Origin of the sequence: Siccirubricoccus deserti (genome assembly GCF_014283215.1) — a bacterium.
In the GTDB taxonomy this organism is placed as follows: domain Bacteria; phylum Pseudomonadota; class Alphaproteobacteria; order Acetobacterales; family Acetobacteraceae; genus Siccirubricoccus; species Siccirubricoccus deserti.
This window is the reverse complement of the sequence record NZ_JACOMF010000003.1, coordinates 135,395-162,351: the sequence shown is the minus strand read 5'-3', so window position 1 is coordinate 162,351 and position 26,957 is coordinate 135,395. Positions and strand designations below refer to the sequence as shown.

The 26,957-nt window shown below is 70.4% G+C and carries 26 protein-coding genes; 12 read left to right on the top strand and 14 right to left on the bottom strand.

Translation table 11 applies throughout. The features are described 5' to 3' along the window. Nucleotides 1–6: 6 nt before the first annotated feature. Both H7965_RS03995 and H7965_RS03990 read right to left on the bottom strand, forming a co-directional pair. Nucleotides 7–1,647, bottom strand: coding sequence for a long-chain-fatty-acid--CoA ligase (locus H7965_RS03995; RefSeq protein ID WP_186769246.1), 1,641 nt, complete (start codon nt 1,645–1,647; stop codon nt 7–9). Between the two features lie 304 nt (nt 1,648–1,951). Next, nucleotides 1,952–2,521: an HD domain-containing protein gene (locus tag H7965_RS03990; protein WP_186769245.1), complete on the bottom strand. Its 570-nt coding sequence runs from the start codon at nt 2,519–2,521 to the stop codon at nt 1,952–1,954. 569 nt (nt 2,522–3,090) lie between these two features. Here H7965_RS03990 and H7965_RS03985 point away from each other — a divergent pair. The 9 genes from H7965_RS03985 to H7965_RS03945 all read left to right on the top strand — a co-directional run bounded on the left by H7965_RS03985 (nt 3,091) and on the right by H7965_RS03945 (nt 12,925). Then, the gene (locus H7965_RS03985; RefSeq protein ID WP_186769244.1) at nt 3,091–4,389 is read left to right on the top strand and encodes a hypothetical protein; all 1,299 of its coding nucleotides are present in this window, start codon (nt 3,091–3,093) and stop codon (nt 4,387–4,389) included. A gap of 102 nt (nt 4,390–4,491) precedes the next feature. Next, nucleotides 4,492–5,394, top strand: coding sequence for a S1C family serine protease (locus H7965_RS03980; RefSeq protein ID WP_186769243.1), 903 nt, complete (start codon nt 4,492–4,494; stop codon nt 5,392–5,394). A gap of 46 nt (nt 5,395–5,440) precedes the next feature. Next, nucleotides 5,441–6,019: a helix-turn-helix domain-containing protein gene (locus H7965_RS03975; protein ID WP_222440456.1), complete on the top strand. Its 579-nt coding sequence runs from the start codon at nt 5,441–5,443 to the stop codon at nt 6,017–6,019. 104 nt (nt 6,020–6,123) lie between these two features. Continuing rightward, entirely contained in the window at nt 6,124–6,699 is a 576-nt protein-coding gene (locus H7965_RS03970; protein WP_229682445.1) for a nucleotide exchange factor GrpE, read from the top strand. 279 nt (nt 6,700–6,978) lie between these two features. Further along, a complete protein-coding gene (gene dnaK, locus H7965_RS03965) occupies nt 6,979–8,916 on the top strand; it encodes a molecular chaperone DnaK (RefSeq protein ID WP_186769241.1) in 1,938 nt (645 codons plus the stop codon). A 118-nt stretch (nt 8,917–9,034) separates the two neighbouring features. Beyond that, nucleotides 9,035–10,189: a molecular chaperone DnaJ gene (dnaJ, locus tag H7965_RS03960; protein WP_186769240.1), complete on the top strand. Its 1,155-nt coding sequence runs from the start codon at nt 9,035–9,037 to the stop codon at nt 10,187–10,189. Nucleotides 10,190–10,351: 162 nt separating this feature from the next. Continuing rightward, nucleotides 10,352–10,744, top strand: a complete 393-nt coding sequence (locus H7965_RS03955; RefSeq protein ID WP_186769239.1) for a YciI family protein — start codon at nt 10,352–10,354, stop codon at nt 10,742–10,744. Between the two features lie 106 nt (nt 10,745–10,850). Beyond that, nucleotides 10,851–11,822, top strand: a complete 972-nt coding sequence (locus H7965_RS03950; RefSeq protein ID WP_186769238.1) for a tripartite tricarboxylate transporter substrate binding protein — start codon at nt 10,851–10,853, stop codon at nt 11,820–11,822. Nucleotides 11,823–11,953: 131 nt separating this feature from the next. Further along, nucleotides 11,954–12,925 carry a tripartite tricarboxylate transporter substrate binding protein gene (locus H7965_RS03945; protein WP_186769237.1) on the top strand — a complete coding sequence of 324 codons (972 nt, stop codon included), beginning with the start codon at nt 11,954–11,956 and terminating at the stop codon, nt 12,923–12,925. A gap of 199 nt (nt 12,926–13,124) precedes the next feature. Here the strand turns inward: H7965_RS03945 and H7965_RS03940 are convergent, their stop codons facing one another. From H7965_RS03940 to H7965_RS30715, 4 genes are read right to left on the bottom strand one after another with little or no spacing between them, the layout of a single operon-like run. Further along, nucleotides 13,125–14,195: an NAD(P)/FAD-dependent oxidoreductase gene (locus tag H7965_RS03940; RefSeq protein ID WP_186769236.1), complete on the bottom strand. Its 1,071-nt coding sequence runs from the start codon at nt 14,193–14,195 to the stop codon at nt 13,125–13,127. After that, nucleotides 14,192–14,869 (bottom strand): methyltransferase domain-containing protein, encoded by a 678-nt coding sequence (locus H7965_RS03935; RefSeq protein WP_186769235.1) that lies wholly within the window; start codon nt 14,867–14,869, stop codon nt 14,192–14,194. Before H7965_RS03935 ends, H7965_RS03940 begins: the two co-directional genes overlap by 4 nt. Beyond that, a complete protein-coding gene (locus H7965_RS31655) occupies nt 14,869–15,924 on the bottom strand; it encodes a type III polyketide synthase (RefSeq protein ID WP_186769234.1) in 1,056 nt (351 codons plus the stop codon). The genes H7965_RS03935 and H7965_RS31655 overlap by 1 nt, the downstream gene beginning before the upstream one ends. 32 nt (nt 15,925–15,956) lie before the next feature. Continuing rightward, nucleotides 15,957–16,352, bottom strand: a complete 396-nt coding sequence (locus tag H7965_RS30715; protein WP_186769233.1) for a hypothetical protein — start codon at nt 16,350–16,352, stop codon at nt 15,957–15,959. A gap of 114 nt (nt 16,353–16,466) precedes the next feature. On the opposite strand from H7965_RS30715, the gene H7965_RS03920 reads away from it, so the two are divergent. After that, complete coding sequence (locus H7965_RS03920) at nt 16,467–17,714, top strand: putative DNA modification/repair radical SAM protein (RefSeq protein ID WP_186769232.1); 1,248 nt, start codon at nt 16,467–16,469, stop codon at nt 17,712–17,714. Then, the gene (locus H7965_RS03915) at nt 17,714–19,189 is read left to right on the top strand and encodes a UdgX family uracil-DNA binding protein (RefSeq protein WP_186769231.1); all 1,476 of its coding nucleotides are present in this window, start codon (nt 17,714–17,716) and stop codon (nt 19,187–19,189) included. The genes H7965_RS03920 and H7965_RS03915 overlap by 1 nt, the downstream gene beginning before the upstream one ends. Nucleotides 19,190–19,428: 239 nt before the next feature. Here H7965_RS03915 and H7965_RS03910 read toward each other — a convergent pair whose 3' ends face one another. From H7965_RS03910 to nth, 6 genes are all read right to left on the bottom strand, one after another. Further along, nucleotides 19,429–19,635, bottom strand: a complete 207-nt coding sequence (locus tag H7965_RS03910; protein WP_186769230.1) for a hypothetical protein — start codon at nt 19,633–19,635, stop codon at nt 19,429–19,431. A 57-nt stretch (nt 19,636–19,692) separates the two neighbouring features. Beyond that, nucleotides 19,693–19,899 (bottom strand): dodecin family protein, encoded by a 207-nt coding sequence (locus H7965_RS03905; RefSeq protein ID WP_186769229.1) that lies wholly within the window; start codon nt 19,897–19,899, stop codon nt 19,693–19,695. A 244-nt stretch (nt 19,900–20,143) separates the two neighbouring features. After that, the gene (locus tag H7965_RS03900) at nt 20,144–20,449 is read right to left on the bottom strand and encodes a hypothetical protein (protein WP_186769228.1); all 306 of its coding nucleotides are present in this window, start codon (nt 20,447–20,449) and stop codon (nt 20,144–20,146) included. A gap of 99 nt (nt 20,450–20,548) precedes the next feature. Next, nucleotides 20,549–21,694, bottom strand: coding sequence for a UDP-galactopyranose mutase (gene glf, locus H7965_RS03895; RefSeq protein ID WP_186769227.1), 1,146 nt, complete (start codon nt 21,692–21,694; stop codon nt 20,549–20,551). Continuing rightward, nucleotides 21,694–22,917 (bottom strand): glycosyltransferase family 1 protein, encoded by a 1,224-nt coding sequence (locus H7965_RS03890; protein ID WP_222440455.1) that lies wholly within the window; start codon nt 22,915–22,917, stop codon nt 21,694–21,696. The genes glf and H7965_RS03890 overlap by 1 nt, the downstream gene beginning before the upstream one ends. Nucleotides 22,918–23,101: 184 nt before the next feature. Then, nucleotides 23,102–23,773: an endonuclease III gene (gene nth / locus H7965_RS03885; RefSeq protein ID WP_186769391.1), complete on the bottom strand. Its 672-nt coding sequence runs from the start codon at nt 23,771–23,773 to the stop codon at nt 23,102–23,104. 153 nt (nt 23,774–23,926) lie between these two features. Here nth and H7965_RS03880 point away from each other — a divergent pair, with 153 nt between their 5' ends. After that, nucleotides 23,927–24,439 (top strand): DUF2244 domain-containing protein, encoded by a 513-nt coding sequence (locus H7965_RS03880; RefSeq protein WP_186769225.1) that lies wholly within the window; start codon nt 23,927–23,929, stop codon nt 24,437–24,439. 143 nt (nt 24,440–24,582) lie between these two features. Here H7965_RS03880 and H7965_RS03875 read toward each other — a convergent pair whose 3' ends face one another. Both H7965_RS03875 and lnt read right to left on the bottom strand, forming a co-directional pair. After that, complete coding sequence (locus H7965_RS03875) at nt 24,583–25,032, bottom strand: helix-turn-helix domain-containing protein (protein ID WP_186769390.1); 450 nt, start codon at nt 25,030–25,032, stop codon at nt 24,583–24,585. A 233-nt stretch (nt 25,033–25,265) separates the two neighbouring features. After that, entirely contained in the window at nt 25,266–26,873 is a 1,608-nt protein-coding gene (gene lnt / locus H7965_RS03870; RefSeq protein WP_186769224.1) for an apolipoprotein N-acyltransferase, read from the bottom strand. Nucleotides 26,874–26,957 lie beyond the last annotated feature (84 nt).

Here is a 26,957-nt window from a genome sequence, read left to right as displayed (position 1 = left end):
GCCCGCTCAGCCCGCCAAGCGGTCCTTGTACCGTTGCTTGAGCTCGGCCTTCCACAGCTTGCCCGTCGCGGTGTGCGGCAGGCTTTCCACGAACTCCACCTGGTCGGGGATCCACCACTTCGCCACCTTGCCTTCGTAGAAGTGGAGGATCTCCTCGGCGGTCGGCGCGGTGCCCGGCTTCGGCTGAACCAGCAGCAGCGGCCGTTCGTCCCACTTCGGGTGGCGGATCGCGATCACCGCCGCCTCGGCCACCGCCGGATGGCCCATGATGAGGTTCTCCAGCGTGATGGAGCTGATCCACTCGCCGCCCGACTTGATGACGTCCTTGGCGCGGTCGACGATCTCGATGCAGCCGAGCGCGTCCACCGTCACAACGTCGCCGGTGCGGAACCAGCCGTCCGGCGTGTGTGCCGGGTCGCCCGGCCGGTTGAAATAGGCGCTGGCGACCCAGGGCCCGCGCACCTCCAGCTCGCCGAAGGCGACGCCGTCATGCGGGATCTCCTTCCCCTCGCCGTCGCGCACCCGGATCTCCACGCCGAACATCGGCCGCCCCTGCTTGCGGGCGTAGTCGAGGAAGCGGTCGGCATCCCAATCCGCATTCTCCGGCTTGCGCGAATTGGTGGTGCCGAGCGGGCTCATCTCGGTCATCCCCCAGGCATGCAGGATGGAGACACCGTATTCCTTCAGGAAGCCGGCATTGATCGCGGTGGGCAGGGCGGTGCCGCCGACCACCAGTCGCGGCGGCGCGCTGAAGCGCCGCGCGGGCTCGGCCCGCATCCAGTTGAGCAGCGCGGTCCAGATGGTCGGCACGCCGGCGGAGAAGGTGACGCCCTCCTCCTCGATCAGCCGATGGAGGCTGGCCGGGTCGAGCTTCGGTCCTGGCAGCACGAGGGAGGCGCCGGCCGCCGCGGTGGAATAGGGGATGCCCCAGCCGTTCACATGGAACATCGGCACCACCGGCATCACCACATCGGCGGCGCCGATGTTGAAGCAGTCCTTCTGCAGGGTGGAGATGGCGTGGATGACGGTGGAGCGGTGGCTGTACAGCACCCCCTTCGGATCGCCCGTCGTGCCCGAGGTGTAGCAGAGCGAGGAGGCAGCGCGCTCGTCGAGCTCCGGCCAGGGGTAGCTTGCCGGCTGGCCAGCGATGAGATCCTCCTGCGCCAGCACCTCGAACCGGTCGCGCAGCGGGCAATCGGCCGGGATCTGCGACGCCTCGCCCATGATGACGATGGTGGTGAGGCTGGGCGGCAGCTTGTCCGCCAGCGCCTCCGCCCCGGCCAGAAGGGTGGGGTCGACGAACAGGTGGGTGTCCTCGGCATCGGCCAGGATGTAGGCGATCTGGTCGGGGAAGAGCCGCGGGTTCACCGTGTGCAGCACCGCGCCCATCGCCGAGATGCCGTAATAGGCTTCGAGGTGCCGGTGGTCGTTCCAGGCCAGGGTGGCGATCCGCTCCCCCTGCTTCACCCCGCGCCCCTTCAATGCATGGGCAAGCTGGGCGGCGCGGGCGGCGATCTGCGGCCAGCTATGGCGGACCAGCGTGCCATCCGCCCGGGCCGAGACGATCTTGGCCCCGGCGTGGTTGCGCGCCGCATGCTCCAGGATGGAGGAGATCAGCAGCGGACGGTCCTGGATCAGGCCCAGCATTCTCGGAGGCTCCCTGGCTGTCGCCTTGCTTGGCGTTACGCCTGAATATCGGGGCTGGATGCCGGTGCGGGCAAGGCCCGGGGCGGCGGGACGCACCCTGCAACGGCCCGGCGGAAATGCCCCGCCGCTCACGCAACCGTTGCCGGCGTGGGTCGATATCCACCGGACAGGCGATGCAGTCAGGCCGCGAATATGCCATATTGCCATGCACGGGACGCCGGCTGCGCCCCGCGGTGTCGCCTCCCCCCCCTTGGGCGGCACCGAGGCAATCCCCCCCTGGCGCAGCCGGCGTTCCGCTTTCCCTTCATGCTTCCGCCGCCAACCGGGCCAGCGCCTCGCGGTAGGTGGCCTCGAACAGCGCATCCAGCGCCGGGTTGAGCCCCTTCAACCCGATCGCCACCCGCCCAGCCCAGCCCAGGTACTCCACCCGCCGCGCATGGTCCCAGCCGTGCGGCGGGCTGTCGGTAATGGCGCGCAGATTGGAGATCTTGTCGGCCAGCTTGAGTTGCCGGGCGGCGGCGGATTTCTTCGCCGCCTGGCGCACCTGGTTGGCCTTGCGGACCTCCTTCGGCAGCGCCTTGTCGTCCGACACCTCGGCGACGATGCTGGCTACCTCGGCGCCGAAGGCGGCCTCGATGTCGGCCAGGGTGGTGGGCGTCGGGTCGGCGTCGCTGTCCTCCACCGTGTCGTGCAGCAGGGCGGCAATGACGGCGGCTGGCGGGGCGCCATGCTCGGCCAGCAGGGCGGCAACTTCCAGCACGTGGTTCACGTAGGGCTCGGCCGCGGCGCCCTTGCGGGTGTGGGTGGCGTGGACGCGGGCGGCGAAGACAGCGGCGCGCAAGACGGTGGCGAGGGTGGATTCAGGGGTGTCCATCGGGGCGGCGTTCTCCAAAGGGGCAGGACGTAAGCACGGGGGAGGACATTCCCGTTGGGCGCAATACGTCCAACCGCCTTTGCCTTCCGTGAACCTGCTGTTCATGGGGTTGCGAGCCATTTTCGACCAGGCGGGTTGAACCCATGCCTTCAACCGGGGATGGAGGCGACGATCCGGCCGTTTGACCTGATCTGCATTCCGAGAACCGGCGCCGTCCGCAGCGGATGCATCGTCGCGCCTTCCGCATCCGGACTCCCATTCGGCGCTCCGATGTGCCGCCGGACCCGCACCCCACCCGTTCCACCACGGCATCTCCCCTTGCCGTCGATCCCCGAAGCCCGGTTGAGTGGCCGCGGCCGATGCATGCCGCCGTCGGGTCATCCTGACCACCGCAGCAACCGGCCCGCCGATGGCCGCGTTGCCAGATCGCCAGACCATGTTCCGCGCGCCGGCCGCACTCCGTTCATTGCCGCGCCGCATTCATCCCGGCCTCCGGCCACCCGATTCCAGCCTCAACCAAGGGCCCCTTCGCATGCCCCATTGCCGCCTGCCCAACCCGGACCGCCTGCGTGGCTGAGCCATCCTACGCCGCGCCGCCGGAGCCCCCGACCCGCGTCGCTGCCTGGCTGCTGCTGGCAATGTCCGGCCTCGTCTCGCTCTCCCTGATCGGCTCCCCCGGCACCACCGATGTCGGCCTCTACTGGCTGCCCTGGATGAACCACATCGACAGCCTGGGAACCGGCGCCGCCTATGCGGCTGCCGAGAGCGACTATCCGCCGCTCAGCTTCGTCATCCTCCGGTTCGCCCATCACCTGGGCCAGGTGATGGACTGGGATGCGTTGACCGCGCTGAAGACCACCATCTTCCTGGTCCAGCTGCTCTCGACCGGGCTGGTACTGGCGATCTCCGGCAGCCCGATGCTGGCTGCCGCCTTCAGCGCCGGCGTCACCCTGAACGGGATGGGCCTCGCCTATCTCGACCTTTTCGTCGCCCCGACCCTGCTCGGCGCCTTCTGGGCGTTGCGGGAAGGCCGGCCAGTGCTGGGGACGCTGCTGTTCGGCCTCAGCGCCCTGACCAAATGGCAGCCGCTGCTGATCGCGCCCTTCCTCGCCATCCACATCTTCGGCATCGATTCATTGCGGCCGCAGGCGCTGCTGGCGGTGGTGCGCACGCCGCTGTTCCGCCGGGTCGCCCTGGTCGCCGCCGGGCTTGCCCTGGTGATCTTCATGGGCTTCGGGCGGGAACCGCTGCCGGCGCTGCACCGCGCCACCCACAACGCCTTCCTCAGCGCCAACGTGCCCAATCTCGCCTGGCTGGAGCAGTACCTCTGGCGCACCCTGGTGGAGGGCAGCGCCGGGCTCGGCGACCCGGCGACCTTCATGGCGAATGTCGGCCGGCCGGTGATCTGGCTGCACAAGGGGTTGTTCTACCTGGCCTATGCGGCGACCATCCTGATGGCCGTCCGTGGCCCCAAGGGCCTGGCGCCGACGATCCTCTACGCTATCACCGCCTTCCTCGGCTACGTCATCCTGAGCACCGGGGTGCATGAGAACCACCTCTTCACCCCGCTGCTGCTCGGCTTCCTGCTGGCGGCGCTGGCGCCTTCCCCTTCCAACTGGACCATCGCGGCGTTGCTGGCAGCAATGGCCAATGCCAACCTGCTGCTGTTCTACGATCTGAATGGCCGGGGGACCGACGGGCGGCTGGTCGGCATCGACCTCAGCCTGCCGATGGCGGTGCTGTTCGTTGCGGTATGGGTTTCCTTCATGTTCGGCGCGGCGCGGCAGTTCGCGCCGGCGGGGGAGGAAGGCCGGGGCCGCTTCGGCGGGGCGCCGCGGCGCCACGCGATGGCCCGGTCGCTGCGCTGAAGCAGCGCCGGGCTAGGCCACTCGGCCATTCGGCTCTCGCCATCCGGTCAATGGTGGTGCCCTCGTCGTCGCCGCACATCATCCCCAGATGAGGACACGCCGATGAACGACACCAGCGCCCCCGACCTCTTCGCCGCCTTCTCCGACCGCCTCGCGGCCCTCACCGCCCTGGCCGCCGCCCGGACCGCCACCGTGCATGGCCGCGACGGCCGGGCCCGCTCCGGCCTGCTCTGGGCGGAGGGGCTGGTAGTGACCGCGGAGGAAGCGCTGGAGCGTGATGACGAGCTCGCCCTCACCCTGCCGGACGGCCGCCGGGTGGCGGCGACCCTGGCCGGGCGCGATCCCGGTACGGATGTGGCGCTGCTGCGCGCCGCGACCGGCCCGGTGCCGCCGGTCGATCTCGCCCCGCCGGCCGGTGCCGCCGGCAGCCTGGCGGCCGGGCATCTGGTGCTGACCGTCGGCCGGGGGGAGCATGGACCGCTGGCCGCCTTCGGCATGGTGGCGCAGCTCGCCGGGCCATGGCGGTCGCTGCGCGGCGGGCGGCTGGAGCGCCGCATCCAGCTCGGCTTCCGGCTCGATCCGGCGGCGGAAGGCGGAGCGGTGCTGGATCATGCCGGACGGCTGCTGGGCATGGCGGTGCCGGGGCCAAGGCGCCGTGCCCTGGCGATCCCGGCCGAGACCATCGGCCGGGTGGTGGAGACGCTGAAGGCCACCGGCCGCATTGCCCGCGGCTACCTCGGCCTGGCGCTGCAGCCGGTGCGGACGGAGCATGGACGCGGGCTGATCACCGTCGGCGTCGACCCGCTGAGCCCGGCCGGGCAGGCGGGGGTGCTGCTGGGCGATGTGCTGGTGGGCTGGGATGGCACGCCGCTGACCTCGGTGCGGGAGATGCTGGCGCGGCTCGACCCCGATAGCATCGGGCGGGAGGTGACCTTGGATTTGATTCGCGCCGGGCTGCCGCGGCGCCTGCCGGTGGTCATCCGGGAAAGGGCGGTGGCCGAATGATGCTGATCGACATTGGCGCCCAGGGGCGCGAGCGGGGTGGCACGCCATGATGCAGGCCCTTGCCGAACGGCGTCGCGCCGCCGCGACGCCGGCGCCGCCGCTGCGGGTGGCGCTGCGGGTGGACGACCCTGCCCTCGCCGCCCGGCTGGCGGCGCTGCCCAGCCTCCGGCTGGTGGAGGAGGAAGTGGCCGAGGTGGTGCTGGCCCAGTCGCCAGGCACCGATCCGGGCGGCCTGCCGCGACTGGTACTGGCCGACGAGGGCGCCGCCGTGCGGGCGGCGCTCAGGGCCGGCGCCGCCGGGGTGCTGCCGCCGGACGCGCCGGCGGCGACGCTGGCCGCCGGCCTTGCCGCGGCGGCACGCGGGCTGGCCGTAGTGCCGCCCGGGCTGCTCGCCGTACTGGCGGGGCGGGAGACGCCGCCGCCGGACGTCGGGCTGACGCGGCGGGAGCGTGAGGTGCTGGACCTGCTGGCCGCCGGCGCCTCGAACAAGGTGATCGCCCGGCGGCTCGGCCTGTCCTTCCACACCGCCAAGGCGCATGTCGCGGCGGTGCTGCAGAAGCTTGGCGCCAGCAGCCGGGCGGATGCGGTGGCGCGCGGGGCGCGGGCGGGGCTGGTGCTGCTGTAGGACAGGTTGGCACCGGCCGCTGGTTGCTGTTGCCACCCACAGCGACTACCTGATGTGGCAATCCCGGCCCCTGCGCGGGCCCTCCCCTCAGCATGCAAGAGACCATGAGCGATCCAGCCGAACAGCTGCCGGACATCCCTGGCGCGGAACCACCCCCCGAAGCTCCGCAGGATGCAGCGCCGCAGACCGACGCCGAGCGCATCGCCGCGCTGGAGGCGGAGGTCCAGCAACTCCGCGATCGCTGGCTGCGCTCGGAGGCGGAGATGCAGAACCTCCGCAGCCGGACCCAACGCGAGGTTGCGGACGCGCGGCAATACGCCATCCAGAAATTCGCCGGCGACGTGGTGGAGGCGGCGCAGAACCTGCGCCGTGGTCTCGATGCGCTGCCGCCGCAGCAGGAGGGCGAGCCAGAGCTGCTGACCAAGCTGCGCGAGGGCTTCGAGGGGGTTGAGCGCAGCTTCCTCGGCGTGCTGGAGCGTAACGGCATTGCCCGCAAGGATGCCCAGGGCCAGCCCTTCGACCCCGAACTGCACCAGGCGATGGCCGAGCAGCCGGCGCCGGAGGGCGTGGCGCCGGGCACGGTGATCCAGGCCTGGACCCCGGCCTGGACGCTGAACGGGCGGCTGCTGAAGCCGGCGATGGTCGTCGTCGCGGCCGGCGGTGGTACGCAGAGCAAGTGACGGTCGCCGCTGGCGGCGCGGGAATGTCGCCGCCGGCGGCGCGAGCGGAATGAGCGCCGCCGTGACGCCTGACGCCGCCTAAATTTTCATCACCCGGGCGTATGGACCCTTGTCCGGTCGCCCCGGGGCCAATACATCGGCAGCGTTGTCGGCCGTTCGGCCGGCGATCCCCAGCATCCGAAGTCGCCTCTCAGGGAATCCATCCCCGGGCGCAATCAGGGGACGGGGCGCGGTGCCTGTTTCGGGCCGCCCTCGCCCGCCGCAAAGGAGAAGTTACGGATGAGCAAAGTCATCGGCATCGACCTCGGTACCACCAACTCCTGCGTCGCCATCATGGAAGGCAAGGAGACGCGGGTTATCGAGAACGCCGAGGGTGCCCGCACCACCCCCTCCATGGTCGCCTTCGCCAAGAACGGTGAGCGGCTGGTCGGCCAGAGCGCCAAGCGCCAGGCGGTGACCAACCCGACGAACACCCTCTATGCCGTGAAGCGCCTGATCGGCCGCCGCTTCGATGATCCGATGGTCAAGAAGGACATCGGCCTGGTCCCCTACCACATCGTGCGCGCCGACAACGGCGACGCCTGGGTTGAGGTCGAGGGGCAGAAATACGCGCCGCAGCAGATCAGCGCCAACATCCTCACCAAGATGAAGGAGACCGCCGAGGCCTACCTTGGCGAGAAGGTGACCCAGGCGGTCATCACCGTCCCGGCCTACTTCAACGACGCCCAGCGCCAGGCCACCAAGGAAGCCGGCGCCATCGCGGGCCTCGAGGTGCTGCGCATCATCAACGAGCCGACCGCGGCCGCGCTCGCCTATGGCATGGACCAGAAGAAGGGCGGCACCATCGCGGTCTACGACCTCGGCGGCGGTACCTTCGACGTCTCCATCCTCGAGATCGGCGACGGCGTCTTCGAGGTGAAGTCGACCAATGGCGACACCTTCCTCGGCGGCGAGGATTTCGACGCGCGGGTCATCGACTACCTGGCCGATGAGTTCAAGAAGGAGCAGGGCATCGACCTGCGCGGCGACAAGCTCGCCCTGCAGCGTCTGAAGGAGGCCGCCGAGAAGGCCAAGATCGAGCTCTCCTCCGCCAAGGAGACGGAGGTCAACCTGCCCTTCATCACCGCCGACGCCTCCGGGCCGAAGCATCTGGTGATGAAGCTGACGCGGTCGAAGCTCGAAGCCCTGGTGGACGACCTGATCCAGCGCACGCTGGAGCCCTGCAGGAACGCGCTGAAGGACGCCGGCGTGAGCGCCGGTGAGATCGACGAGGTGATCCTGGTCGGCGGCATGACCCGCATGCCCAAGGTCATTGAGGCGGTGAAGCAGTTCTTCGGCCGCGAGCCCGCCCGCAATGTCAACCCGGACGAGGTCGTCGCCATCGGCGCCGCCATCCAGGGCGGCGTGCTGAAGGGCGAGGTGAAGGACGTCCTGCTGCTCGACGTCACCCCGCTGTCCCTCGGCATCGAGACGCTGGGCGGCGTGTTCACCCGGCTGATCGACCGCAACACCACGATCCCGACCAAGAAGTCACAGGTGTTCAGCACCGCCGACGACAACCAGACCGCGGTCACCATCAAGGTCTACCAGGGTGAGCGTGAGATGGCGGCGGACAACAAGCTGCTGGGCAATTTCGACCTGACCGGCATCCCCGGCGCCCCGCGCGGCGTGCCGCAGATCGAGGTGACCTTCGACATCGACGCCAACGGCATCGTCTCGGTCCAGGCCAAGGACAAGGCGACGGGCAAGGAGCAGCAGATCAAGATCCAGGCCCGCTCCGGCCTGTCGGAGACCGACATCGAGCGCATGGTGAAGGAGGCCGAGGCGAATGCCGAGACCGACCGGAAGCGGCGCGAGACGGTGGAGGCGCGCAACCAGCTGGATGCGCTGATCCACAGCACCGACAAGACGCTGAAGGACAATGGCGACAAGGTCGGTGAGGCGGAAAAGGCCGAGGTCGAATCCGCCCTGGCCGCCGCTCGCACCGCGATGGAGAGCGGCGACGCCGAGGCCATCCGCAGCGCCGGGGAGACCCTCTCCCAGGCCGGGATGAAGATGGGTGAGGCGCTGTACAAGGCCCAGCAGGCGACCGAGCAGCAGGCCCCGGGCGGCGCCGGGGCGGGGCCGGCCGGTGGCGCGCAGCCGGGTGGCGGTTCCGACAAGGTGGTCGATGCCGACTTCGAGGAAGTCGACCCGAACAAGAAAAAGTCGGGCTAAGCTTTCGGAACCGCTGCGCTTCCGTGTGATGTTCGGCGCCCGGTTCCCGCAAGGGGCCGGGCGTCGTCCTGTGCGGGGCGCGGCATGACTTACTCCCGGATGGGGTATGAGCCAGGCCATGGCCAAGCGCGATTACTATGACATCCTCGGCGTGCAGCGCGAGGCGACCGAGGATGACCTGAAGAAGGCTTATCGCCGGCTGGCGATGAAGTACCACCCTGACCGCAACCAGGGCGACAAGGAGGCCGAGGGCCGGTTCAAGGAATTGAACGAGGCCTATGACGTGCTGAAGGACGCCGAGAAGCGCGCGGCCTACGACCGCTACGGCCACGCCGCCTTCGAACAGGGCGGGCCGGGCGGCGGCGGCTTCCAGGGCGGCAACCCCTTCGGAGCCGGCTTCGAGGACATCTTCGAGGAGATGTTCGGCCGCTTCGGCGGCGGCGGCGGCCGCGGCCGGCAACGCCAGGCGAGCGGCCGCGGCGCCGACCTCCGCACCACCGTCGAGATCGGGCTGGAAGAAGCTTTTTCCGGCACCAAGAAGACCATCAAGGTGCCCTCCTCGGTCAGCTGCGAGGCGTGCAGCGGCAGCGGGGCGGAACCCGGCAGCGGCGGCGGAGCGCAGACCTGCCCGACCTGCCAGGGGGCCGGCAAGGTGCGGGCGCAGCAGGGCTTCTTCCTGATCGAGCGGACCTGCCCGACCTGCTCCGGCCAGGGGCGGATCATCAAGAATCCCTGCAAGGTCTGCCAGGGCGCCGGACGGGTGCAGCGCGACCGCACCCTCAACGTCTCGATCCCCGCCGGGGTGGAGGACGGCACCCGCATCCGCCTGGCCGGCGAGGGCGAGGCCGGGCTGCGCGGGGCACCGGCTGGCGACCTCTACGTGGACATCGGCGTGCGGCAGCACCCGATCTTCCAGCGCGACGGGGCGAACATCTACGTCCGCGTCCCGCTGCGGATGACCCAGGCGGCGCTCGGCGGATCGGTGGAGGTGCCGACCGTGGACGGTGGCCGGGCCAAGGTCACCATCCCCGCCGGCACCCAGGCGGGCGACCAGTTCCGCCTGCGCTCCAAGGGCTTCTCCGTGCTGCGCAGCGCGGCGCGGGGCGACATGTTCGTGCAGGTCTCGGTCGAGACGCCGCAGAACCTCACGCCGAAGCAGCGGGAGCTGCTGGAGGCCTTCGAGGCGGAAGCGACGCGGACCGGCAAGTCCAGCCCGGAGAGCGAGGGGTTCTTCGCCAAGGTGAAGGAGTTCTGGGACGGGCTGGGTAGGTAGGTGGCGCAAGGGTCGAAGATCGGGGGCAGCGCCCATCGGCGCCGCCTTTAGCGCTGGCCGGGGCGCAGCTGGGTATTCCCCCGGCTGAAGCTCTGTCGGGACAGGCATCGCCAGAACGTCCTTGGGGTATTTCTGCCTGCCCCGAAAGAAAGGCGAAGCCCCATGCTCTACGCGATCCTGGCCTACCATGTTGAAGAGGTGGTCACCTCCTGGACGCAGGAGGAAGACGCCGCGCTGATGAAGGATCTGCACCGGGTCCACGACCGGCTGCACGAGGAGGGCCAGCTTGGCCCGGCGGCGCGGCTTGGGGCGACGCGGCAGGCCGTTACCCTGCGGGGCCCCGGGCTGGTCCTCGATGGTCCTTTCGCCGAGACCAAGGAGCAGCTTCTGGGCTTCTATGTGGTGGAGTGCGAGACGCGCGCCGCCGCCGTTGAGGTCGCGCGCGACCTGCAACGCGTCAATCCCACCGCGGTCTACGAGATCCGCCCCGTCACCACCTACCTGCCCGGCACGCCCTTCCCGCTCACCGACGCGGCGACGCCCGAAGGCGGGTGAGCGCCCCGGACCCGCCGCGGCGCCGGGGATGGCCTCTCCGGCCTTCCCAATTGTAACCACTCCCCTGCTAAGCTGACCTTCCGGCAACAGACCGAAGGGAAGAAACGTGCTTCAGGGAACTCCACGCCGCATCCTGCTTGGCCTCGCCGGCGCGGCGCTCGCCGCCCCGGCCATCGCCCAATCCCGCTATCCCGACCGCCCCATTCGCCTCATCGTTCCCTGGCCTCCGGGCGGGTCGGCGGATGCACAGCTTCGCTCCGCGGCGGAGATCGCCGGGCGCAGCCTGGGCCAGCAGGTGGTGGTGGAGAATCGCGCCGGGGCGTCCGGCACCCTCGGGGCACTCTACCTCACCACCCAGGCGCGGCCAGATGGCTACACCATCAGCCAGATGCATCTCTCCGTCGTCCGCCGGCCCTATATCGTCCGCAATCCGCCCTGGGATCCGGTGAACGACTTCACCCACATCATCGGCATGACCGGCTGGCTGTTCGGCATTGCGGTGAAGTCGGATGGCCCGATCAAATCCTGGGCCGACTACATCGCCTATGCCAAGGCGAACCCCGGGCGGCTCACCTACACCACCTCCGGCATCGCCACGACCAACCACCTGACGATGGAGGAGCTGGCGACGAAAGAGGGATTGGAGCTGGTCCACGTGCCCTATCGTGCCTCCAACGAGGCGGCGGTCGCCGTGGCCTCGGGCGAGGTGATGAGCGTGGCCGACAGCTCCGCCTGGGCGCCGCTGGTGGACGGCGGGCAGCTTCGCCTGATCTGCGTCTGGACCGGGGAGCGGTCGCCACGTTTCCCCGAGGCGCCGACCTTGAAGGAGCTGGGGCACGACATGGTGGTGACCTCGCCCTACGGGCTGTCCGGGCCGAAGGGGATGGACCCCGGGGTGGTCCGGGTGCTGCACGATGCGTTGAAGGCGGCGCTGTTCGACCCGGCCAATGCCAAGGTGCGGGCGCAATTCGACATGCCGTTGGAGTATTATGACACCGAGGGCTACCGCAGCTTCATCGCCCGCCGCGCCGAATACGAGAAGAGGATGGCGCAGCGGCTGAACCTGCGGATCGACTGATCCTTTCCGGGCCGGCCCGGGCCTCGCCCACAGGTCAGGGTGGGCGAGTATCCACGCGTTGCCTAACCAGAAGCCCCCCGATGGGCCAGCCCATCCCTCCGGGAGCCGCTGCAACGGGAGGAAACGACGAGATGATGATGTCGATCCGTCGCCGCGCCATGCTTGCCGCGACAGGCGCCGCGCTGGCCGGGCCCGCCCTCGGCCAGGGCCGCTTTCCCAACCGTCCGATCCGCTTCCTGATCCCCTGGCCCCCCGGCGGCAGCCTGGATGCGCTGCACCGGACCATGTTCGAGATCATGAACAAGGACCTTGGCCAGCCGGTGGTGATCGAGAATCGCCCCGGCGCCCGTGGCACCCAGGCGGCGATCTTCCTCATCAACCAGGCGCGGCCGGACGGCTACACCCTGGCGCACCACCACCTCTCGATCCTGCGCCACCCCTTCCTGACGAAGCAGCCGACCTGGGACCCGGTCAACGACTTCACCTACATCATGCAGCTCAGCGGCTTCACCTTCGGCACCGCAGTGCGCAGCGACAGTCCGTACAAGACCTTCAAGGACCTGATCGAGGCGGCGCGCCGCCAGCCCGGCCGCATCACCTACTCCACCAGCGGCATCGCCACGACCAACCACATCGCCATGGAGGATCTCTGCGCGCGTGAGGGGGTGCAGATGACCCACATCCCCTTCCGCGGCGCGCAGGAAGGGGTGACGGCGCTGCTCGGCAGGCAGATCGACGTGGTCGCCGATGCGCAATCCTGGCGGCCGAATGTGGAGAGCGGGGAGCTGCGCCTGCTCTCGGTCTGGACCCGCGACAGGCTGGCAAGCTTCCCCGAGGCGCCCACGTTGCGGGAACTGGGCTACGACATGGTCGTCACCTCGCCCTATGGGATCGTCGGCCCGAAAGGGATGGAGGGGGAGCTGGTGGAGATGCTGCACCGCGCCTTCCACAAGGCCTACCTGGATGAGGCGAGCCAGGCGATCATCCGCCGCTGGGACATGCCGCAGGAATACCTCCCGCCGGCGGACTACCTGGCCTTCGCCAAGGAGCGGGTGGAGTACGAGAAGCGGATGGTGGCGCGGCTGAACCTCAGTATCGATTGAGCTGCCGAAGGCGTGCCCCGTTGGGGGCCAGCCCCAAGCCCCCGCTGAGGTGGCAAGCGCCACCCCAGATCCTGGCCCGGGTTTCAGATCCGTCGGCTGAGCCCGCAGCTTCACGGCACAGCTCCGGGCAACGCCGAGACGTTCATTCCTGCCGCTAAGCCTAAACCCAGGCCGGGGTCTGGGGGATTGGCGCCCGATCCTACCATTTTGCTTCTGTTTCCAGGCGCGTGGCGCGGGCCATCCAGCGCGCCGCGGGGCCGAACGCCGCCGCCGTGGCGAAGCCCGCTGGCGCCCGGCGCAGCGCCAGCGCCCCCAGCCCGGCCCAGCGCATCGGCCCGGCGCTCCGCCGGCGCCATGCCAGGTGGAACCGCGCCGCGCTGTCGCCCGCCAGCACCGCCGCCGCCGCCGCCAGCCCGGAGTGCAGCGCCAGCGCCACGCCCGCGCCGGTGAAGGAGGCGATGACCGCCGCCTGGTCGCCGATGCGATACAGCCCCTCCGGTCCGTCCGCGCCCTGGCGGAAGCCATAGGGCACCGCGGCCACCGCCAGCGGCCGGTCCCACAGCGGCCGCGCCCCGCGCAGCAGCCGCGCCGCCAGCGCCGAGCCCGCCGCCACCCGTTCGAGCAGCGCCGCCGGGTCGCGCGCCGCGGCACCCCCCTCGGCATGCAGCGCGACGCAGAGGTTGGCGCCGCCGCCCGGCAGCGGCTGCAACCCGGCATAGCCGCCGGCGAAGGGCAGCAGCGCCACCGCATCGCCGGCCTCCACCCCCGCGAGGTGCAGCTTCAGCCCGAGTGCGCCTTGTGGCGCTCCGGCCCTCGGGTGGCCGCGCAACCCATGCTTGCCGGTGGCGAGGATGAGGCGCGGCGCCACTGCCTTGCCGCCCGGCCAGCGCAGCCGCCAGCCCTGCGGCGCGGGCTCGGCGGCGGCGATGGCGATGCCGCTGCGCAGCTCCACCCCAGCGGTCTCCGCCGCCGCGCGCAGCGCGCCGTCCAGCAGCCGGCGCGGCAGCGCCCAGGCCGGGAATGGCAGCGCCACCTCCGCCTCCCGCGCCCCGGCGCCGATGCGCAGGCGCCGCAGCGGCACCGCGCCCAGCGCCGGAAGGTCCAGCCCCAATAGGCGCAGCGCCGCTTCGGCATCGGGCCCCAGGAACTCGCCGCAGACGCTCTCCTGCGCCGCCGCCTGGCGTTCCAGCAGCAGCACCTTCGCCCCGGCGCGGGCCAGGGCGATGGACGCGGCGCAGCCGGCCGGGCCGGCGCCGAGCACCAAAGTCACCGCCAGACGATCCAGCGGAAGGGGAATTCCCGGCGGATGCGGGCAGTGACTCCCGCCTCGGCCAGCAGCCGCTGCCAATCGGCATGGGTGAAGGCGCGGGCGAAGGAGATGGTGCTGTCGTGGATCACCATCGGCGCGAAGCGCAGCAGCCGGAAGCCGAGCCACACCGTGACCCAGGGCAGCCAGTGCCGGTGCAAATCGGAGATCAGCCAGCCGCGGATCGCGCGATCCTCGATCCAACGCAGGAAGCGCACCAGCTCCGGGTCCCGCAGGTGATGGGTGAACAGGCTGCACACCACCACGTCGAAGCGCTCCGCCGGGTCCAGTTCGAAGAGGTCGGCGGTGATGAAACGGGCAGGCACGCCGGCGGCGGTGGCGTAGCGCGCCGCCCAGCGGCTGCGGTCCAACCCGGTCAGCGCCACGGCAATGCCGCGCCTCGCCGCCCAACGATCGATCTCGGCCAGCAGGTCGCCGCCGCCGCAGCCGACATCCAGCACGGAGAGGCTGCTGGCGCCGGTCTCGGCGACGAGGCGGTCGAGGAAGCGCAGCACCGGCCGATGCGCCATGGTCATCCGGCTGATCCGCGCCAGGTCGCGCAGCGCCGCGGCGAATTCCGGCTCCCCGGCCGCCGCCTCGTCCATCCACTCCGTCGCGTCGCTGCGGTGCTTCAGCATCACGCCACCCGGAAGCGCATGGTCTCCGCCGACAACCCCGGTCCGAAGGCAAGCGCGCAGCCGCGCTGGCCGCGCGGCGCCGCCAGCATCCGCGCCAGCACGAACATCACCGTGGCGGAGGACATGTTGCCATGCTGGCGCAGCACCGCCCGGCTGGTCTCCAGCGCCGCCGCCGGCAGGCCGAGCCCGTGCATCACCGCATCCAGCACGCTGCGGCCGCCGGGATGCACCGCCCAGAGGTCGAACGCATCCGCCGGCGCGCCGGCCAGGATCGCCGCCGCCTGGCCCGGCAGGGCGCGTGCCAGGGTCAGCGGCACGAAACCCGAAAGGGTCATGTCGAAGCCGCCATCGCCGATCCGCCAAGTGATCTGGTCGGCCGCCTCCGGCAGCAGCGCGGCATGGAAGCCTTCCAGCGCCAGCCCCTCCGGCTCGGCGGTCACCAGCGCGGCGCTGCAGCCATCGGCGAACAGCAGGAAGCACAGCAGCTGCTCGATCTCGGTGGAGGGCTGCAGATGCAGCGTACAGAGTTCGAGGTTCAGCACCAGGACCCGGGCGCGCGGATCGCTGCGGACCATGTGGTGCGCCAGCTTCAGCGCGTTGATCGCCGCCTGGCAGCCCATGAAGCCGACGACGCTGCGTTCGACATGGCGAGGCAGGCCGTAGCGGTGGATCAGCCAGTGGTCGAGGCCGGGGGCGGCGAAGCCGGTGCAGGTGGCGAGAATGAGGTGGGTGATGCCCGGCCCCTCCCGTTCCAGCCCCAGCGCGTCGCAGGCGGCCTCGGCCAGGGCGGGCGCCTCGGCCTCGAAGCGTGCCATGCGCGGGCCGGTCGAGGGGAAGCGGTCCAGCCGGTAGAAACCGTCGGTGGTGCCGGTGGCCTCGGCGTCGGGTTGCAGCACGGAGAAGCGCTGCTCGATTTGCGACCGCTCGGCCAGCCGGGCGAAGGCGGTGCGGATACGGGGTTCGGTGATCTGCCGTCCGGCGAAGACGCGGAAGGCCTCATGCACCTCGTGCCGAGGCACGGCGGTGGCGATGCGGTTGATGTGCGCGTGGTTCACGCCGTAACAGATGGGATGGCGGCGACGGCGCGCTACCGCTTCACCACGCCGGTCCGGGCGTCGATGCTGATCTCGGTCGGCGTACCCTCGCGCACCGCGCGCAGATGGATGGTATCGCCCTCGCGGCCGATCTCGGTCACCTCGGTGTAGCCGCGGTCGCGCAGCATCTCCCGCGCCTGGGCCTCGGTCAGCAGCGGGGCCTCGCGCGGCTGGCCGGTCACCGCATCCAGCCGGAGGTCGCGCACCGGCGTGCCATAGCGCTTCGCCTGGCGGACGACGAAGTCGTTGCCCTGGCGCTCCAGCCCCTCGATGTCGGTGAAGCCCCGCGCCTGCAGCACGATGCGTACCTGGTCGGGGGTCAGCCAGGCGGGCTCCTGGGCCAGGGCCGAGGTTGCGAGCAGCAGCAGGAAGGTCAGGACGATGCGCATGCGCAGGATAATCCCGTGCCGGCCGGATGGTTCCAGCCGGGGCGGTTGCAGTGCGGCAAGGCACAGAACATATAGTGAACTTAACCGCCTGGACGCAGGAGCCTGCCGCCAGCCATGGAATTGCGCCAAAAGCTTGAGATTCTTGCCGATGCGGCGAAATACGACGCCTCCTGCGCCTCCTCCGGCACCGCCAAGCGGGATTCGCGCGACGGGGGCCTCGGCAGCACCGAGGGCATGGGCATCTGCCATGCCTATGCGCCGGATGGGCGCTGCATCTCGCTGCTGAAGGTGCTGCTGACCAACGCCTGCGTCTATGACTGCGCCTACTGCATCAACCGTGCCACCAGCAACGTGCAGCGCGCCCGCTTCACGGTGCGGGAGCTGGTGACGCTGACCCTGGCCTTCTACCGGCGCAACTACATCGAGGGGCTGTTCCTCTCCTCCGGCATCATCCGCTCCCCCGACTACACCATGGAGCAGATCGTCGGCGTCGCCCGCAGCCTGCGGGAGGAGCATGGCTTCCGCGGCTATATCCATCTGAAGACCATCCCCGACGCCGATCCGGCGCTGCTGGAAGAGGCCGGGCGCCACGCCGACCGGCTCTCGATCAACATCGAGTTGCCGCAGGCGGCCTCGCTGAAGGCGCTGGCGCCGGAGAAGGACGGCCCCGGCATCCGCCGTGCCATGGCCCGGATGCGCCAGCGCATCGATGCGGCGCGGGAGGCGCAGCGCGGAGAGGGCCGTGCCGCCGCGCCGCGCTTCGCCCCGGCTGGGCAGAGCACCCAGATGATCATCGGCGCCGATGCGGCGGACGACCGCACGGTGCTGCAGACCACTACCACGCTCTACGCCAGCTACGGGCTGCGGCGGGTCTATTACTCCGCCTATTCGCCGATCCCGGATGCCTCGCGGCTGCTGCCGCCGGCGCCGCCGCCGCTGGTGCGGGAGCATCGGCTGTACCAGGCGGATTGGCTGCTGCGCTTCTACGGCTTCGAGGCGGAGGAAGTCCTGGCGGGCGGCACCGATGGCATGCTCGACCTTGGCATCGACCCGAAGCTGGCCTGGGCGCTGAAGCATCGGGAGCGCTTCCCGGTGGATGTGAACCGCGCGCCGCGGGAGATGCTGCTGCGGGTGCCGGGCCTCGGGGCCAGGACGGTGGAGCGGCTGCTCTCCGCCCGCCGGCACCGCGCGATCCGCAGCGAGGACTTGGCCCGGCTGCGGCTGCCACTCGGAAAACTGCTGCCCTTCCTGGTCACCGCCGACCACCACCCGCGCGGCGGGGTGCTGGACCGCGCCGATCTGCGCCGGCTGGTCGCGCCGCGGCGCGGCTTCGGCCCCTCAACGCAGCTGGCGCTGCTCTGATGGGAATTGTCGGCATCCTGCTGCCGGGGCCGGCGGATTTCGCCGCCTGGCGGCAGCAGGCGCGGCGGCTGCTCGCGGCCGGGGTGTCGCCGGAGCGGGTGGAATGGCGGATCGCCGGGGAAGCTCCCGGGCTGTTCGCCGGCGCCGTGCCGCCACCCGCCGGAGCATCGCCCGCCGCCGTCGTGCCGCGTGCCTTCCTGGACCACGCGGAGGTCGCCATCCGCCACCGCGACCCCGAGCGCTTTTCTGTGCTCTATCGCGTCCTGTGGCGGCTGACCCATGGCGAGCACGGGCTGCTGGAGGTGGCGACGGACCCGGATGTCCTCCGTCTCAACGCCATGGCGAAAGCGGTCGCCCGCGACGCGCACAAGCTGCACGCCTTCCTGCGTTTCCGCGCCATCAACACCGGGGAAGGCGAGCGCTACATCGCCTGGTTCGAGCCGGAGCACCACATCCTCGAAGCCGAGGCCGGCTTCTTCATCCGCCGCTTCGCCGCGCTGCGCTGGTCGATCCTGACGCCGGAGGCGAGCGCGCATTGGGATGGCGTGACGCTGCGCATGGGCCGCGGCAGCACCCGCGCCGCGGCGCCGCCCGAGGATGCGCATGAGGAACTCTGGCGCGCCTACTACGCCAGCATCTTCAACCCTGCCCGGCTGAAGCCCGCGGCAATGCGGGCGGAAATGCCGGTGAAGTACTGGAAGAACCTGCCCGAGGCACGCGAGATCCCCCGGCTGATGGCCGAGGCCCGCCGACGCGAGGCGGCGATGCTGGCGCGCGGGGCCACCCCGCCGGCGGCGCGGCGGCAGCGGGCGGTGCATCCCGCTCCGGCCCAGGACGTTGCCGAGGACATGGCCCACGACCTGTTCTCCAGCCCGGATGACCCCACCGCCGCGCTCCGCGCCCTGCGCGAGGAGCTGGCGCGGCGCAACGACCTGCCGCCCTGGGCCGCGGAGGCAACGCAGCTGGTGTTCGGCGAGGGCCCGCCCGGCGCGCCGCTGCTCTTCGTCGGCGAGCAGCCCGGCGATGAGGAGGACATCGCTGGCCGCCCCTTCGTCGGCCCGGCCGGGCGGCTGTTCGACCGCGCGGTGGTGGAGGCGGGCATCGACCGCCCCACCACCTATGTCACCAACGCGGTGAAGCACTTCAAATTCAAGCCGACCGGCCGGCGCCGGCTGCACCAGTCGCCGGATGCCGGCGACATCGCCTATTACCGCCCCTTCCTGAAGCGGGAGATCGAGATCATCGGGCCGCAACTTGTGGTCTCGCTCGGCGCCACCGCACTCCGGGCGTTGACCGGCAAGCCGCTGGCGATCGGCAAGACGCGGGGCGAGGTGATGGAGACGCCGGACGGCATCCGCCTGTTCCCGACGGTGCACCCGAGCTACCTGCTGCGGCTGCCGGATGCCGAGGCGAAGGCACGGGAATACGCCCGCTTCGTGGGTGAGTTGAAGCAGGCGAAGCGGGAGGTGGCGTAGCAAGCCTTCCGCGCGGACGAAGACCGGCGGCGGGGCTCGCCACGGCTGCGGCTCGCCTGAGCGACTTGCTCATCAGCCAGTTGTGGACGGGAGGCGCCGGTGCTCTCCACCCGCCATGGCCGGGCTGTCCAACTCATTGTTTACGCAGCGCATCCGGATGCACGGGTCCGGCCCGTGCCTCAGCGGCGGCCCCGGCGGGTGCTTGTCCCACGCTCCGGGGCCCTCGCCGTGTCGAGATCTCAGGCCGGGCTGCCCTTGCCCTTATTCGCCTTCTCGCGCTCCATTTGGCTGCGCTTGCCCGGCTGCTCGTCCTGGCGTGGCGGCTCGCCGCCCATCCGCCCGCTCTCCTGGCGCCGATCGTCGTGCGACATCTGGCCGCGCTGCTGCTGACCCTGCGGCTGGCCGCCCGCTTTCTGGTGCTGACCCGAGGACTGCTTGTCTGCCATGGTGATCCTCCTTGGCGCCCGAGCCGCCTGCCCGGGCGCCGGCCGGTACCGTTGGACCTAGTCCCGTTCGAGGACGAAGGAGACCTTCGCATTGACGCGGAAGTTCTTCACCTTGTCGTTCTCGACCGTGGCCTGGAACTCCTTGATGTAGACCGAGGTGACGCCATGGAGGGTACGCGTGGCCTCGGCGACGATCTGCCGCGTCGCGTCCTCCCAGCTTTCGGTGCTCTCGCCGAGCAATTCGATCACCTTTACGACGGCCATGGTGTTCCCTCCTGTCTGGTGGCCCCAGGCATCAGGAAGAACATCAGCCGGCGGATTCGGTTTGAGCGGGAGCGCCGGGGCCAACATGCGGGCCGCTCCGGCAGGCTGCGGAAAACCTGGATGTGGTTCGGGGGTGCTACCTTTCCGTCATGGCCGGGCTAGAGCCAAGCTCCCGGTAACCACCTGGCTTTCTGGATCTTCGGATGCCCGGGGCAAGCCCCGCATGACGCGGATCGGGAACCTGCTAGTAACCGAGCCGCTTGAGATCCTCCGCGCGCAGCCCGGTTCGCGTCACCACCAGCGTGTCGGGACCCTGCGGGAAGGCGAGGCTAATGCTCCCGTCCGGATCGACGATGCTGAAGGCGCCGCCGGCGAGGGGATAGATGTTCGAGCTCCTACCGTCCGGGTGCATGATGTAAAGATTCCCGCCCTCTCCCGCCGGGTAGGCGAAACGCACCGCGCCGTTTCGGTACATGACCATGACGGTCTGCGCATGGGCGGCGAACATGGGCAGAAGCAGCAGCGCGGCGAGAACGAGACGCCTGATCACCCGGTCGGTCCTTCAGCGGTCGGAATGCCGCCATACCACAGCGGCACCGGCCCCGTCGCATTTGCGCCCGGCCTCCCCGCAGGCGGGGAGGCCGCGTCGTCACTCCGCCGCCACGACGGCGCTCGCGCGTGGCACCCCGGCCGCGATGCGCTGGAAGGTCGCCAGCGCCTGGCCGACGATCTGGTCCATGTTGTAGTAGCGGTAGGTCGCCAGGCGGCCGACGAACCAGACATCCTGCGTCGCATCCGCCAGCGCCTCGTAGCGCTTGTAGAGCACCTGGTTCTCAGGGCGGGGGATCGGATAGTAGGGGTCGCCCTCGGCGCTCGGGTATTCGGTGGTGATGCTGGTGCGTGGATGCACCTGACCGGTCAGGTGCTTGTACTCGCTGGTGCGGGTATAGGGCACGTCCTCGGCGGGGTAGTTCACTGTGCCGACCGGCTGGTGCCATTCCTGGTCCAGCGTCTGGTGCTCAAAGCGCAGTGAGCGGTAGGGCAGCTTGCCGAAGCGGAAGCCGAAATACTCGTCCACCGGGCCGGTCCAGATCAGTTTTCTGTGCGGCACCTGGTCACGGATGGCGCGGTAGTCGACACCGGTACGGATCGTGATGTTCGGATGCGCCAGCATGCGCTCGAACATCTTGGTGTAGCCCTCGGCCGGCATGGCCTGGAAGCTGTCGGTGAAGTAGCGGTCGTCGCGGTTGGTGCGGGTCGGCACGCGGGCGGTCACGCTCCTGTCCAGCTCGCTCGGGTCCAGCGCCCATTGCTTGCGGGTGTAGCCGCGGAAGAACAGCTCGTAGAGCTCGCGGCCGACCTTGCCGACGACGACATCCTCGCTGGTCCGAATCTCCGCCACCGGCTCCGCCCGCGCCGCCATCCAGGCCTCGACCTCCGCCTCGGTCAGCGACAGGCCGTAGAGGCGGTTGATGGTGTCAAGGTTGATCGGGATCGGCACGCGCAACGTCTCGCCGCTGCCGGGCCGCTTCACCTCGGCCAGCACGCGGTGCTCATACGGCCGCCAGCTGGTGAAGCGGGAGAGATAGTCGGCCACCTGCTGCGCGTTGGTGTGGAAGATATGCGGGCCGTAGCGGTGGATCAGCAGCCCGGCGGCATCCAGATGATCATAGGCATTGCCGCCGATATGCGGGCGGCGGTCGATGATCATCACCCGCTCGTTCCGCTGGCTGGCCAAGCGCTCGGCCAGCACGCTGCCGGCAAAGCCGGCGCCGACGATGAGCCAGTCGAACATCAGGGGCCACTCCGCACGGTGGACGCCGCGCCGACCGGCACCTCGGCCCTCACCGCGCCACGCCGGACGGTGGCGATCAGCCCCTGCATCTCCGCCCAGGTCCGGTCCCAGGAAAGCTGCGCCAGCCTCCGGTCCACCCGCTTCAGCCAGGCGGCGCGCGGCCGGTCCAGCACATGCTGCAGCGCGGCGGCGAAGCCCACCGGCTCTGCGGCGATCTCGACCAGCCCCTCGGCGCCCTCCCGCGGCCCCCAGTCGCGGACCACGTCGGTGATCGGGGTCGAGACCACCGGCAGGCCGGCGGCGAGGAATTCCGGGGTCTTGGTCGGGCTGATGAAGCGGGTGCTCTCATTGCGGGCAAAGGGCATGAAGCCGGCATCCCAGCCGGCGAGGTAGCGCGGCAGCTCGACATAGCGCTTGCCGCCGAGCCAATGGATGTTCGGCAACCGCGGCAGGGCTGCGGGGTCGATCTTCACCACCGGGCCGATCATCACGAAGGACCAGTCCGGCCGCGCCGCCGCCAGGGCGCCGACCAGTTCGGTATCCATGCGCTCATCGACCACACCGAAGAAGCCGATGCGTGGGCCCGGGATACCCTCCTGGTCGGCCGGCGCCGGCTGGGGGGTGCGGGCGGTGACGAAATGCGCCGCATCGATCGAGGAGGGGAAGCAGGAGACGCGCGGGTGCCGGTTGCGCTTCGCCTCGTAGAGGCTGCGTCCGCCGGTGAAGACCAGGTCGGCCCGGGCCAGCAGCGCCCGCTCCATGTCCATCATGCATGGCGGTGCGCCGCGGAAGGCGGAAAGCTCGTCCATGCAGTCGTAGACGGTGACGTCCGGCCGCAGGTGCGTGGCGAATTCCAGCGCCATCGGGGTGTAGAACCAGGCGATCATCGGCCGCCCGGCCTCGGGTGCCAGCAACCCGTCCAGAAGCGCGCGCTGCGCGGCGACGGCGGCGGCACCCTTCAGCCCTTCCGGCAGCAGCGGGATGGCGACGGTCACGCCCTCCGGCGTCTCATGCAGGTCGAGGCGCGGAGTGGCGCCGGGGCGATAGAGTGGCTCCTCGAAGAAGATCACCTCATGGTCACGTGCGGCACGGGTCAGCAGATGCTGCGGGCGCTGGAAGACGAAGTCCCAGCGCAGATGTGAGAAGCAGAGCAGCAAGGGCCGCCGGGACGAGCGGGAACGGGGCAAACTCGGGGCGACGCTGCCCGGCGGGGCATCGGTCATACGGGATTCCTTCACCATCAATGCGCCGTGGAGCCCTCGGCATGGCGGACGCCAAGGGCAGGGCGGGCCCTGTTGCATCGCCTTCGCCGGTGGCGTGGATGCTAAGGTCGAGGGCCGCCGCTACCGCCTCAACGCCGGGGCAGCGCCCGGGGTTCCTCTCCCCGCCCGGTTCAGCGGCGGCGGCTCAACGGGAAGCGCCCGGAGGTGCGAGGCCGTTGCCGGGGGCGAAGACCTTGTCGCGGTAATTGCAATGCGCCGCGGCGACGCAGCGCCAGCATTCCGGCGCCCGCGCCTTGCAGACATAGCGCCCGTGCAGGATCAACCAATGATGCGCATCGCGCAGCAGCGCCGGCGGGCAGCGCCGCACCAGCCCGTCCTCCACCTCCCGCGGGGTCTTGCCCGGCGCCAGGCCGGTGCGGTTGCCGAGGCGGAAGATGTGGGTGTCGACGGCCATGGTGCTTTCGCCGAAGGCGACGTTCAGCACCACATTGGCGGTCTTGCGGCCGACCCCTGGCAGCGCCTCCAGCGCCGCCCGGTCGTTCGGCACCTGACCGCCGTGGCGTTCGACCAGCAGCGCCGCGAGCGCGGCGACGTTGCGCGCCTTGCCCTGCCACAGCCCGATGCGGCGGATGTAAGGGCCGATGCCCTCGGCGCCGAGGGCTGCCATCGCCGCCGGGGTCGGCGCCGCGGCGAACAGCGCCGGGGTGCATTTGTTCACCGCCGCATCGGTGGTCTGGGCGGAGAGCACCACCGCGACCAGCAGGGTAAAGGGGTTGTCGTAAAGCAGTTCGGTTTCCGGCGCCGGGTTGGCAACGGCCAGCGCCTGCAGGAAAGCGACCGCCTGCTCGGCCGACATCCGGCGCGCCCGGCGCGGGGCGCGGGCGCTGCCATGCAGCGCCGCCGCCGGTTTCGGGGCAGCGGGTCGGGGCATCGCCTTGGCGGGGGGTCGGGGCATTTCGCGGGATCCGGCGCTGACAGGATCCTCTGCCTATCCTAGATCAGCGGTCGCATGTCATCTCGTACCGGGCCGGTCCTGTTCGAAGCGATCTGCACGCCCGCCCGCAGCCTCGGGCGGCGCGGCATGGTGATGCTGAGCGTCGCTCTGCTGGGCGGCGCGGCGGCGACCGGCGGGCTGTTCCTGGCGCTTGGCGCCTGGCCGGTCCTCGGCTTCGCCGGGATCGAAGCAGGGCTGGTGCTGTTCCTTGTCAGCCTGCACCGGCGCTGGTCGCAGCGGTCGATGGAGGTGCTGCTGTTGACCGAGGGCAGCCTGACCATCCGCCGCACCGATGCGCGAGGCCGGCAGCGGGAATTCTCGCTCGACCCCTACTGGGCCCGGCTGCGGCTGGAGGAACGGCCCGGCCGCGTCAGCCTGCTGGTGCTGGAGCGGCGCGGCGAGGCGATTGAGGTGGGCCAGCTGCTCGGCGAAGCGCAGAAACGTGATCTTGCCGCTGCCCTCGGGGCAGCGCTGCGGCGGTGGCGGGAGCCGGCTTTCGACAATCCGCAGCTCCGGGAAGACGGGTGAGTTCCGTTCCGGGATCGCGCTTCGGTTGAGTCGATCGGCAATCAACTGGCCGTTCGGGACGAATCGCGCGAATCATGCCAGCCGGCGGCAACCCAGAAGCCCTGGCCATCGGCGACCGCCCGCTTTCGCGGGCGGCGACCCGGTCAATCGGTCGGGGTCAGGCTCTTGATGAGCTCGAAGACCCGCTTGCGGACCGAGGTATCGGTAATGCGGTAGTAGGCACGCACCAGTTCCAGCGTCTCCCGCCGGTGCAGGGTGTCGTCCTCGAAACCATCCTGCTGCTCGGCGAAGCCGATGGCGCGGCGTACCGTGTTCATGCTGCCGCCGAGGGCGTCCGGCATGTCGTCGAAGAAGAAGCCGATCGGTACATCAAGCACCCGCGCCAGGTCGAACAGCCGGCTGGCGCCGATGCGATTCACCCCGCGTTCGTATTTCTGTACCTGCTGGAAGGTCAGGCCGAGGGCATCGCCCAGTTTTTCCTGACTCATTCCGAGCAGGGTACGGCGCAGGCGGACCCGACCTCCGACATGTACATCAATGGGACTTGGCCGATGCTCGCGCTCGCTGCGGTCCACGCCTTCTCCACTTGCCATCGCCGACCATCCCACCTGCGTGTCGGCCTGCTTGAAAGCGCCGACGATCACCAACCGGAGAGATGCCCGACGTTCACCTTGACCCGTGATCCGTCTGGCGTCTCGCGCTGCGCCTCTTCTACGAGAGCGTTAGGGAAGCGTCAATACTTTTGAGATTTCTCAATAAAGATTGCACTCGCGGGGCGAGCGGCGTGGCAGGAGCAGATACAACCAGTTACATCACGGAAATTTTACTAAACCAAGTCAATCGGTTGCTGCACACGCCGCCCGCCGCACCGGCCTGCCAGCACCGCCAGGACGAGGCATACCAGTGCCAGCGCCGCCGGCAACGCCACACCGACGCGTGCGAAAAGGGTCGGCGGCAGCGCCCCGGGCAGCGGCCCGGACAAGGTGCCGGTGGCCCCGAGCGGCAGCATCAGCCGCCGCTCCCCACGCGCATCGAACAGGACGGAAATGCCGGTCTGCGCCGCCCGGGCCAGCGGCAGCCCTTCCTCCACCGCGCGTAGCCGGGCCGCCGCCAGATGCTGCCAGGGTCCGGCGGAATGGCCGAACCAGGCGTCGTTGGTGATGTTCACCAGCCAATCCGGCCGGGGCACCGGGGTGACGGCGCCAGGGAAGATCACCTCATAGCAGATCAGCGCGCCGAAGGGCGGCAGGCCGGACGGGGCAAGCTCCACCGGTCCTGGTCCGGCGGAGAAATCCATCCCGCCCGTTACCATGCGGATCGGGATGAGCCCGGCCAGCGGCATGTACTCGCCGAAGGGCACGAGGTGGGCCTTGTCATACACTGTCAGCACCCGGCCGGCCGGGTCTAGCACCGCCAGGCTGTTGAACAGCCGGTCGAGCGTGCCATCCGGCCGCCATTCGGCCCGCACCGTGCCGCCCAGCAGCAACGCATCCGGTGGCAACGCCTCGGCGGCGAGGCGGCGGGCCTCGGGGTCCTGGGCGAGCAGGAACGGGCTGGCGGTCTCCGGCCAGATCACCGCGACGGTGGTACCGGGCGGCACCTGGCGGGCGGCGGTGGCGGTCAGCTCCAGATAGCGCTGGAAGATCGGCAGGCGCTGCTCCGGCCGCCATTTCACCTCCTGCCCGACATTGCCCTGCACCAGCACGATCTGCACCGCCTGGTCGGGCGGCAGGGGCATGTTGAGCCGCCAAGCGCCGAAGCCGGCCAGCGCCGCCAGCGCCAGCGCCCCACCCGCCCAGGGCCGCCAGCCGCGCAGCAGCGGCAGGCCGGCCAGCAGCAGGGTCGCCAGCGACAGCCCGTGCACCCCGACCAGCGAGGCGGCCTGCACCGGCAGGGCGGCGAAGGCCCAGACCGTGCCGATCAGGTTCCAGGGGAAGCCGGTGAAGGCCACCCCACGGGCCAGCTCGGCCAGCACCCAGGCGCCGGCGAAGCCCAGCAGCCGCGGCCAGCCCGGCGGCAGGGCACGCGCCACCAGCACCGGCGGCACCACGGACAGCGCCAGCGGGATCGCCAGCCCTGGCGCCGCCAGCGGCACCAGCCACCAGAAGGTGGCGACATCAGTCAGGATCGCATGGGTCACCCAGTAGATGCCCGCGAGGTGATGCCCCCAGCCCCAGGCGAAGCCGATCCACCCCGCCCGCCGCCAGGACGGCGCCGCCGCCGCCAGCGCCACCAGACCGAGGATGGAAACCAGCAGCACCGGCACCGCATGCACCGGCGGCAAGGCCAGCGCCGAGAACAGGCCAAGCCCGAAGGCAACCAGGAGCTGGCGCCACCAGGACAGGGCGCTCAGCCGATCGAGGAGGGGGAGGAACACGCTGTTGCGTAGCGCCAACGCCGCGGCGGGGGCAAGCAGCGGGTTGCGTATCCCCATGGGTGGCATCCAGAAATGCCAAGCAAACCAGAATAATGGATTGAGGGCTCCGCCTTCGACCTCCCGCTGGGGAGACCAGCGTCC